This is a genomic window from Alcanivorax sp. (assembly GCF_051117345.1).
Classification (GTDB): domain Bacteria; phylum Pseudomonadota; class Gammaproteobacteria; order Pseudomonadales; family Alcanivoracaceae; genus Alcanivorax.
Window position 1 is genome coordinate 17,765 of sequence record NZ_JBNPEC010000197.1, and the last position, 9,659, is coordinate 27,423.

General features: G+C 58.0%; 7 protein-coding genes. All 7 read right to left on the bottom strand.

Annotated elements, in window-relative coordinates:
- Positions 1-7: 7 nt before the first annotated feature.
- Positions 8-2,419: a TonB-dependent siderophore receptor gene (locus tag ACFE0K_RS12585; RefSeq protein WP_434536392.1), complete on the bottom strand. Its 2,412-nt coding sequence runs from the start codon at positions 2,417-2,419 to the stop codon at positions 8-10.
- A 159-nt stretch (positions 2,420-2,578) separates the two neighbouring features.
- Complete coding sequence (locus tag ACFE0K_RS12590; protein ID WP_434536393.1) at positions 2,579-3,568, bottom strand: FecR family protein; 990 nt, start codon at positions 3,566-3,568, stop codon at positions 2,579-2,581.
- 110 nt (positions 3,569-3,678) lie between these two features.
- Positions 3,679-4,206 (bottom strand): sigma-70 family RNA polymerase sigma factor, encoded by a 528-nt coding sequence (locus ACFE0K_RS12595; protein WP_434536394.1) that lies wholly within the window; start codon positions 4,204-4,206, stop codon positions 3,679-3,681.
- Positions 4,207-4,435: 229 nt separating this feature from the next.
- Complete coding sequence (locus tag ACFE0K_RS12600) at positions 4,436-6,655, bottom strand: TonB-dependent receptor (RefSeq protein WP_434536395.1); 2,220 nt, start codon at positions 6,653-6,655, stop codon at positions 4,436-4,438.
- 115 nt (positions 6,656-6,770) lie between these two features.
- Complete coding sequence (locus ACFE0K_RS12605) at positions 6,771-7,745, bottom strand: FecR domain-containing protein (RefSeq protein ID WP_434536396.1); 975 nt, start codon at positions 7,743-7,745, stop codon at positions 6,771-6,773.
- 5 nt (positions 7,746-7,750) lie between these two features.
- Positions 7,751-8,269 carry a sigma-70 family RNA polymerase sigma factor gene (locus tag ACFE0K_RS12610; protein WP_434536397.1) on the bottom strand — a complete coding sequence of 173 codons (519 nt, stop codon included), beginning with the start codon at positions 8,267-8,269 and terminating at the stop codon, positions 7,751-7,753.
- Between the two features lie 362 nt (positions 8,270-8,631).
- On the bottom strand, positions 8,632-9,659 hold a 1,028-nt coding region (locus ACFE0K_RS12615), incomplete at its 5' end, for a TonB-dependent siderophore receptor (protein ID WP_434536398.1).

Sequence of the window (9,659 nt, forward strand, 5' to 3'; positions counted from 1 at the left end):
CTGCCGATCAGAACTCAATGGATACACCGGCCAATACCGAACGCGGTGCGCCCGGGTGGGCAATGGCCGCGTTGTTGGCCCGAGGAATATATTCCTCGTCAAATAGGTTGTTGACCTTGAGGTTGGCGCGCAGATTTTTCCACTGATACCAGAGGCTGGCATCGGCCACGGTGTAGGCGTCCAGTGGCAGGTCGGTATCAAACTGCGCAGTGCTTTCCCCCACATAGCGGGCGCCGCCGCCCAGGCCCAAGCCGGCAAGCGGGCCGGTGAAATCATAGCTCAGCCACAGGCGCGCAAGGTGCAGAGAGGCGCCGCCCAGGCGTTCGCCTTTCTGTGACGGGTCGCCTTCATTTTCCAGCACCTCAGTGTCGGTATAGCTGTAGTTAGCCAGTAACTTCACACGGTCCGTGAGCTGACCGGTAATGTCGATTTCGGCACCCCGGCTGCGCTGGTTGACGCCGGGGAAGTAAGCGATGTCACCGGTATTCGCAAACAGCTCCTGGTCGAACACAGCAACGTCGTCTTTTTCCAGTTGATACACGGATACGGTGGTGGAAAGCCGGTCACTGAAGCCGCTCTTGAAACCCACTTCCAACTGTTCGCCGGTTTCCGGGTCCAGCGGGGTGCCGCTGCGATCCACTGCGAAGGATTGCTGTGGCTGAAAGGACTGACTGGCGCTGGCATACACCGAGTGTTGATCATTCAGCATGTAGAGCAGGCCGCCACGGGCGGTGAAGGCGCTATCATCCACATCCGGGGACTCCACATCGTTCTGGCTGCCGGTGGAGAGTACGTCGTCATAACGCACGCCCAGCAGTGCCTTCAGGCGACCGTCTTCGAGTAGGGATATCTGGTCTTGCAGGTAGAGCGCCCAGCGGCGGGTGTCCGAGGGTTCGTCGGACAAGGTCTGGTTGGCCGGCGGATCAAAGTTCACGTTCGGGTTGGCGACAATGGGAACGGCCGGTGCATTTTGTCGGAAACGTTGCCACTCGGTTTCCTGTTTAATGTGTTCGACGCCGATCAGGACTTCGTGGTCCGTTTTGTCGGTATGGAAAGTGGCAATACCGTCTAGCACGAATTGCAACTCATCTTCGACGCGATCCTCGTTCTGGTAGCGTTGGCTAAGCTCGGTATCGTTGTTGAAGACAGCGCGGTGACGCAGAGATTCGTTGCGGTTGTCGGCACGATGAAACTGGACCTGATTGCGCAGCGTCCAAGTGGGGTTTAGGCGATGAGTCAACTGGTAGCTGGCATAGTAATCCTTGTTTTCGCGACCACTAAGGTCATCATCCCCGAAAAAAGTGCTGTCCGGCACAAGGGTTTTGCCCTCTGCAGAGAGAGGAATGCCAGAATCGTAGGGTTGTTCTTCCTTGGTATAGGCAAAATCAAACAGTACTTCCGTGTTGTCACTGGGGAACCAGAGCAGGCTGGGGGCAACAGTGGTGCGCTCTAGCTCGATATCATCCCGGAAGGAGTCGCTGTCGGTGCGGGCCAGGTTCAACCGGTACATCACGGTGCTGTCTTCATCCAGCGCGCCGGTGCTGTCCAGGGTGGTGCGCCGGAAGGCATCGCTGCCGATTTGCTGGCCGAGTACGAGGCGGGATTCAGCTTCAGGACGTTTGGTCACATAGCTGACGACACCGCCAGGCTCCAGGGCTCCGTAGAGAATGGATGCCGGGCCCTTGAGCACTTCTACCCGCTCTACATTCACCAGGTCTACGGCACCTGCGCTGGTGGCACGCAGCCCGTTGCGTAGTAGCACAGGAGATTCGAAGCCCCGAATAATGGGTAGGACTTCGGATTGAGCATTGAGCGTATTGCCGGCCTGTTGAACACCGCTGATGTTTTCGTACACATCTTTCAGGTTGATTGCTTGTTGTTCGTCGATGATGTCTCTGGGTACAACCTGTACGGAGGCGGCTGTTTCGATAATCGGCGTATCGGTCTTGGTGCCTGTAGCGCTGCGTGTCGCGGTGTAGCCTTCCACGGCACTGGTTGCGGTTTGCCAACTGGTTGAGACGGTAACGGCGGATAGTTCGTTGGCCTTTTCCTGTCGCAGGGTCACCATGCCGTTTTCGAGGCGGTAAGTCAGACCAGTGCCGGCCAGTAATTCACGCAGAGCCTGCCGGCTGCTGAGGCGGCCATTGATGGCGTTGCCTTGTTTGCCAGATACCAGCGCGCTGCTGGCGGTGACTTCCAGGTCGGATTGCTGGCCGAACTGGATCAAGGCTTCGCCCAGAGACTGGGCTGTAATGTTGTACTGCCGGGCCTCAGTGCGGTTTTGCGTGGCGGGTTCCGCATTGACCTCCTGCGCCTGGGTGGGTTGGGACACTGCCAGAGAGACAGAAAGGCACAGGGCGGAAAGAGGAACGGCAAGCGGTCGCCGGGCAGCAGCCGACATCGATGAACCGACAGTCATGCGGTAATTTCCTTTGGCTCGGTACAGATAAAGACGATAATGAAAGGCATTATCATCTCCCATGCCCAATACGACGAATGGGATACCGGGTTTTCCAAAAGAAATGTGAGAAATGTAAGGGGAGGGGGATGTTGGGTTGCCTGAAACAAAACCCAATACCTAGTCCGTGACGACCTGCAACCAGGGGCCTAGATCATGGACTTTGCCGCCATGGGCTTTGGCCAGCTTTTTCAGCGTGTCGGTCGGCTTGTCCAGCCGGTAGAGGCCGGTGACCCGTTGCCGGGCGAATGCCTTGGTGACGATGATGGTGCCGCTCTGGTAAGGCCGTAGCGCATCTATCACCTGGCCGATGGTCAGATCCCGGGCGATCAGCTCGCCTCGTCGCCAGCCGCCCACATCGGCGGCGGGTAGCTCGCTGAACGTGGCCGACTCTCCCCAGGACAGGACGAGCCGTTGCCCGGCGGTGAGGGTTTGCTGGGTGCCTATGCTGCTGTCTTGTACTTTCACGCGACCGTGTTCGACGGTGACCAGAGTGCCGTTCTCTTCCCGGTCCACACTGAACGCCGTGCCCAGCACGGTGGTCTCGGTGCTGCCACTGATAACACGAAAGGGGCGCTTGGTATCCGGGGTAACGTCAAAAAAGGCTTTACCTTGCAGCAACTCCACCCGCCGTTGTTGCCCGCTATAGGCAAGCCGCACGGCGCTTTCCGGGGCCAGATAGAGCTGGCTGCCGTCGTCCAGAGTGACGGCCCGTGGCTCGCCGGTGCCGGTCAGGTAGTCGGCGCTGAGATGCAGTGACAGGCCAGGTAAAAGCATCAGCATGAGGCAGGCGGCCATCGCCAGGCCGGCCAGGGTTTTCAGGGGGTAATGGCGCGAGGCGGGTGTGGGTTGTTGCTGAATCAGGGGGGAGACATTGTCGGGTGCACGGCGAGCCCCGTTAGTGTCCGGCCAGGCGTGGCGGGTCTGGGCATCCAGTTGTCCGAGAGCCTGCCAGGTGTGTTGGGCACGGGCCCAGGCTTGCGCATGGGTCGGGTCGGCTTGCAGCCAGTCATGGAAGCGGGCTTCCAGTTCGCTATCGTCCGGGGCGTCTGCCAGCAGGACAGCCCAGTCTGCGGCCTGATCGTCAGCGATGTCGTGCTTGTTGGGCATGGGGGGTCCGTTGTGTTCTGGCAATACATGCTCCCGGCGTCATCATTCCGGCTCTGTATTGTTATGACGAATAAGGTTCAGAATTTTCCAATCATGGCAGTGGAATACTATCAGAGCTGTTGCTGTTTTCCTTCGGGCAGGGACAGGCGTTGCTGGCAATGTTTGATGCCCTCCTTGACCAGATGCTGTGCCATGGAGGTGGATATATTCAGGTGTGCCGCGATTTCCCGCAGTTTGTAGCCACCCAGGCGATGCATTTCAACGGCGACACGGGTGCGACTGGGAAGTTCGGCCAATGCCTTGCCAAGTCGTTCGAGTTCATCGCTGGCGATAGTCTGCTGTTCTACAGAGGGCGCGCTGCAGGGCTGAGTTTCCGCAATATCGTCCACATCACGGGTGAACAGATCGTTCTCGAAGCGACTGCGTCGGTGGCTGTCCATGGCCAGATTGCGCACGATGCGGTAGAGGTACGCGACCGGGTTATCCGGCCACTCTTCCCGGGTGGCATCACTGAAGCGTAGGTAGGCGTCCTGGGTAATATCCTCGGCACGGGCGGCATCACGAACGATGCGCCGGGCATAGGCTAGCAGCTCTTGCTGGTGAGCAGCATAAATTGCCAAGACTCGGTGGTGGGACATGCAGACAGCCGTAGTGGGGCCCATGCATCGGGCGATGTCTATTCATCTAGTCCATTAAATGAGAATCGTTCCCATTGTAGTGGCGAATTGCCATAGCTGCAACCCGGCTTGCCGGGCCAGGTTCTGACTAAGCAGGCGTCTGGCGTTGAGGGAGCAGAGGGAAGGCTGGGCGGGACATACCAAAGGCATCCCCCGCCGCCAGGGAGGGAAAATAGCTGCCGGTTACCGGCTAGAAATTGTAGCGTGCACTGACGTTAATGGAACGGCCCGGTTCCAGCAGGGGCTCCACGGTAGCGAACTCCTGACCATAGCTGGCGCGCTCTGTGTATTCCTCGTTGTTGAGGTTTTCCACGGCGAGTCGCAGCGTCAGGTTGTCCGTAGGGGCGTAATCCCCATAGATGCCCACCACGGTATAACCGTCCTGTTTGGTGCCGACGCCACTGGATTCCAGGTCGTCGTTTTCCAGGGCAATTTCCGCATTCAGGCCCAGCGTGACATTGGATAGCGGGTACAATTCACCGTTGATCGCGATCTGCTCGCCAAGCGGGATGGTGAAGTAGGTGCCGTCGAAGGAGCTGGCAATCTCGCCGTCTTTTTCAGATTCGATATTGGCGTATTTGACGGACAGGCCGCCGCGTTGGTTACGGTAGCCAACAGTGGCGTCATAGCCGGTGATATCGAAGTTGGCCACTTCATCGGGGCCACCCCGGAAGGAGGGAACACGGCCATCGCGAATCCCGGTTTCAAAACTGTTGGCTTCCAGGAAAAAGCCTTTCCAGTTCGTGCGCAGGCCCACGGTGTGGTTATGGGCTTTGACCGGTTTCACGTCGTTGTAGACCCAGGCACCGTTGAGAATAAAGTTTTCGGCCAACACCGTTCCGCCCCAGACGTCGGCATAACCCGCGTTCAAAGAGAGGTGATCGTTGATGTGAAATTCACCGAAAACATTCGTGCTGACACCTTGATCATCATGGGTGGAACCGTCAGTGCCGGTGAAGTCCTGCTGGTCGTAACGAAGGCCATAGGACAGCTCCAGCCGTTCAGCCAGCGTCTGGCGGAATTGAACGAAGGCGCCGGTATTTTCTGCCTTTTCTTCCAGATCCGGGTCCGGCGCATAGCGGAAGACAGCTGAGTCATCGTAGTAATCCAGGCCTGTGGTGATATCCACGAAACCGGTATGGAAAGTGTTTTTGGCCGTGGCGGAAAGGCTTTCGGTAATACCGGTGTAGACCAGAGTGGTGTTCGGGGCTGCCAGCGGATTCTCGCTGGTTCTCAGCTCGGATTCATTGTTGGCAAGGGTGACTTGCGGATTCCATAACCCCTCTCCGGTGGTGCCGTCGTAGCCAAAAACGGTGTTTTCACGGGTCAGGTCATAGTTGCGCGAATCAGGCGTCGGCCGGCCAGCGGTGAGCGCGGAAAAGTTGGCTCGATAGGGGCGAACCGAATCGTCGCTGACAACTTCATGGCTCAGTTCAAAACGCCCCATGTCATCGGTCTGATAGGCGATTTTTGCGAGGCCACTGACCAGGGCCGGTTCGGTGAAGCGGACATTGTCACCATTGGCATCCTCATAATGGTTGCCTTCCACGTTCTTGATGTAGCCCAGTGCCTCGAAGCCATTGCTTCGGCCATAGAGCGAACCGGCGGTGGTGACAGCATCCCCGTTGGATGCATAGCGGCCATCCAGAAAACCGCCAAGCGAATCCCCGGGTGTCAGCAGGTCGGCCACATCCACGGTCTCGTATTTCAGGCTGCCGCCCAGTGCGCCCGGGCCATCGTCTGCGGCGGCAACGCCGGCAGACGCGCTGACGGCTTTGAGCAACGCAGGATCGATCAGGTTGGTGGCGTTATGGTGAAAGACCTTGTTGTTCTGGCGGGCTCCATCAACGGTGACCAGCATGGCGGTTTCTTCCACGCCACGTACGTAGACTTTTTCATTCACCGGAACCGAGCCGCCCACAGATATGGAGGCTTCATTCTTGAACAGGTCTTTGCTGTCCTGGGGCTGCAGGCGTGCAATATCGCTGTACCCATAATTCACGGTGTTCTGCATGTTGCTGGTGCTGGCGGCACTGACGGTAATCGGTTCCAGTGTAGAGGCGCCGTTAGCTTCCGTCAGGGTGTAAGAGCCGTCTGCTTGGCGTCTGGCAGTCAGGCCGGTGCCGGCAAGGATACGGTTCAGGCCTTGCTGTGGAGTAACGTTGCCCTGCAGCCCGTTACTGCGTTTGCCGTTGGCAAGCTGCATGTTGCCAGCGATCAGGATGCCGCTGGCATCGGCATAGCGAGCCAGCACAGTGCTCAGCGGGCCGGCGGGGATATTGAACTGTTGTTGGCCGGCCACTTGTTCGGCCTGAGCGGCCAGGGGCAGTGAAAAGGGTACTGCCAGTCCCAGAGCAAGCCGAAGCGTCATTGCCCGCATAGAGAAACGGGGGGAGTGAGAAGCTGTCACAGGTGTCTCCTGTTATGTCAGTTTGCGATACCCCTTCCACCTCCTTTTGGGCGGGGTTTACTGACTAATCGAACAGTGGTGGTGAAAGCGGAAAAGTTTTTTGGTTTTTTTACGGCTAGCGGGGCTGGATATTGGTCCACCAGGGCAGGGGGCGGGATATCCGAACTGGGAGCGCAGTTTCCAGCATGCTGAAAGCCTGTTCCGGCGAAGTCAGCGGGAAGCCGCCAACGACTCGCAGGTCGGCCACCTCCGGTGACACATGGATATAGCCGTGCTGGTAGCGTCCCAGCTCGTTGACCAGATCGGCAAGGCGGGTGTCGTCCGCCAGCAGAATGCCCTTGTGCCAACTTTCCCGAGAACGCTCCGCTACCGATAGCGGGGCGGCATGGCTACCGGAAAAGCGAGTCTGGTGCCGGGCGGGCACGAGAATTTCCTGGCGAGCCTGATTGGTGACCTTCACGGCACCCTGGTAAACAGCAACAAAGGTCTGCTCGTTTTCCCGGCGCACGGTAAAGCGGGTGCCCAGAGGTTGCATCTGCCCCTGTGGGGTAAATACCACCAGCGGGCGTGGATCTTCACGGCCGGTTTCAATCAGTATCTCGCCGTGGACTAACTGGATCTGCCGCTGTGGGCCGGACAGGACCGTATCCATGGCGGTGTCGGTGTTCATCCACACCTTGCTGCCATCGGCCAGTCTCAGTTGGCGAATTTCGCCAGTGCCGGTGCGATATTGCGTTTGCCAGCTGGCGACGATTTCCGGTAGTGGGGTTTGGCGCCAGCCGGCCCAGCCCAGGCCGCCTGTGGCCAGCACCATCGCCAGACTCTTGACTACCGTACGCCGCTGCAGGCGGCCGTGCCTTGCCCGGTTCAGGGTCGCGGCGGTCTGGTTTGGGTGATCACCGGTGGCGGCCTGAAATTGTTGCTCGATCTGTTCGACCAGTTGCCAGCCGCGCAGGTGATCCGGGTGTTGATGGAGCCAATCCCGCCAGCGGTGAGTATCCCGGTCGGATGCGTCTCCGGAGCGTAGCAGGGCGAACCAATCGGCGGCGTCACTGAGTACCTGGTGATCAATGCTGGCAGGGCTGTTCATAGGGGTTATTCCCCGTTCAGCCTTGCCTGCAGTCGCAAGCAGGCGAGCATGGCGCGGGACAGGTAGTTGCGCACGGTGCGCTCAGATACACCCAGTTGCGTCGCAATTTCCTTCCCGGTATGGCCATGCACCAGTGACTGGATAAAGGCCTCGGAACCCGGGCCGGGGAGCCGGCTTAACATGGCGTCCACTTCGATCAGTGCTTCCATGGCTGCTGTCTGTTGTTCGGCGGAAGGGGTTTCCTGCTCCGGGTGGCTGGCCAGGGTGTCCAGCCAGGCCTGTTCAATCTCACGGCGGCGCCACAGGTCCACGCACAGGCCACGAGCCATGCGGCTCAGGTAGGCACGGGCGGTCTGATGGCTCAGGTGGCGAGGTTTGTTCAGCAGGCGGATAAAGGCGTCGTGGGCCAGGTCCGCCGCGTCATCGGTATTGCCCAGCCGGCGCCGCAGCACGCTATGCAGCCAGCTGTGATACTCGCTGTACAGCGTTTCCACCGACAGGGATTGCTGTGTAACCCCGGACATAACCCCGACCCCAGTGTGTCTGTGAGCAAATAATGAGCATGGAGTCTAAATGGGAATGGATATCATTACAATATCAAGCGAAGGCATTTTCGTTGGGTTTGATAAACCCCTTCGTGGCGCCCTGCGGGCGTCCAACCTAAAGGTATGTTGTTGCACGCAATCCAACATCCGATACTCGCTGATGGCTCCCACTCTGAACATAAAAATCCCGGCAGGGCGAACCGTGCCGGGATTTTTTTATTGGGGGAGACTTTGTGGGTGTCCCTGATTGACGGTTCTACCTAGAAGCTGGTTTCAAAGCTCAGTCTGAAATGACGGGCGTCGCCGAAGTAATTCTGGCGGCCGCCGCCCTGAACCCGGCTTTAGTAACGCTTGTCGGTGAGATTGGTTCCCGACAGGGTGATACGGGTGTCCTGATTCACGTTATACGCAGCCATCGCAGAGAAGATGGTGTAGCCGCCTTGTTCCCACCGAACATTGTTGGACTCGGCAAAGGTGCCACTGCTGTATTCGGCGCCAAGGCCCGCTTCCCAGGCGGGGGTGAAGGTGTACTTGCCCCACAGTTTTACGCTGTGCTCCGGTGCATCTGGGGCGAAGGGTTTTCCTTCAGCATCCGGGTTGTCGGACTCGAGCTGTTCGGTATCCGTATAAGCATAGCCGGTAATCACATCCAGACGTTCAGATACCTTGCCGGTAATTTCTCCCTCAAAGCCTTGGGCTCGTACTTTGCCTCCGGCTTCTGAGAATCCGGGATTGTTCAGATCATTGATGGGACGGTTCTGGTCGGTGATGCTGAACAGGGCAACCTGGTAGTTGGTGAAACCACGGTTGAATGCCCCCTTGGCACCAATTTCATACTGGGTACCTTCGCGTGGTTCAAGAATTTTGTTATTCACATCCTTGGTAGTCTGGGGAACAAAAGACTGAGCGGCGCTAGCGTATAGGCTCAGAGCAGTATTCACCTCATGAACAAGACCGACATAGGGCGTGAACTCATCGCTGACTTCTTCAGAGTTCTGGCCATCATCGGTTTCCCAATTGGTCAGCCGGCCACCTAAAATCAATTGTGTCTCAGGGGTGAGGTAGGAGGTGGATTTAAAATAGAAACCGGTTTCTTTTACATCGGTAGTGCTGGGATCGCTGAACGGAGCCAGATTGGGTGTAGGGTTACTAGCCGAATCCGGCATGAATACATTGATGGCGGGGTAATTGGTGTCGATTTGGTAACCGCTGGAGTAGTTTTCTGACTGACGATGATGCGCTCCCAGTAGTAATTTATGGTCCAGGCCAAGCAATGAAATCGGCATATCGAGACGAAGGTCGTAGGCGTCTTCTTCCAGCTCCTGATCGGTGGCAAGGGCCCAGCGGGATGACTCGCCTGTAACAGGGT

What these genes read in the sequence shown, in the direction of transcription:
- ACFE0K_RS12585 (WP_434536392.1), bottom strand. Translation starts at nt 2,419, where the DNA reads ATGACTGTCGGTTCATCGATGTCGGCTGCTGCCCGGCGACCGCTTGCC.
- ACFE0K_RS12590 (WP_434536393.1), bottom strand. Translation starts at nt 3,568, where the DNA reads ATGCCCAACAAGCACGACATCGCTGACGATCAGGCCGCAGACTGGGCT.
- ACFE0K_RS12595 (WP_434536394.1), bottom strand. Translation starts at nt 4,206, where the DNA reads ATGTCCCACCACCGAGTCTTGGCAATTTATGCTGCTCACCAGCAAGAG.
- ACFE0K_RS12605 (WP_434536396.1), bottom strand. Translation starts at nt 7,745, where the DNA reads ATGAACAGCCCTGCCAGCATTGATCACCAGGTACTCAGTGACGCCGCC.
- ACFE0K_RS12610 (WP_434536397.1), bottom strand. Translation starts at nt 8,269, where the DNA reads ATGTCCGGGGTTACACAGCAATCCCTGTCGGTGGAAACGCTGTACAGC.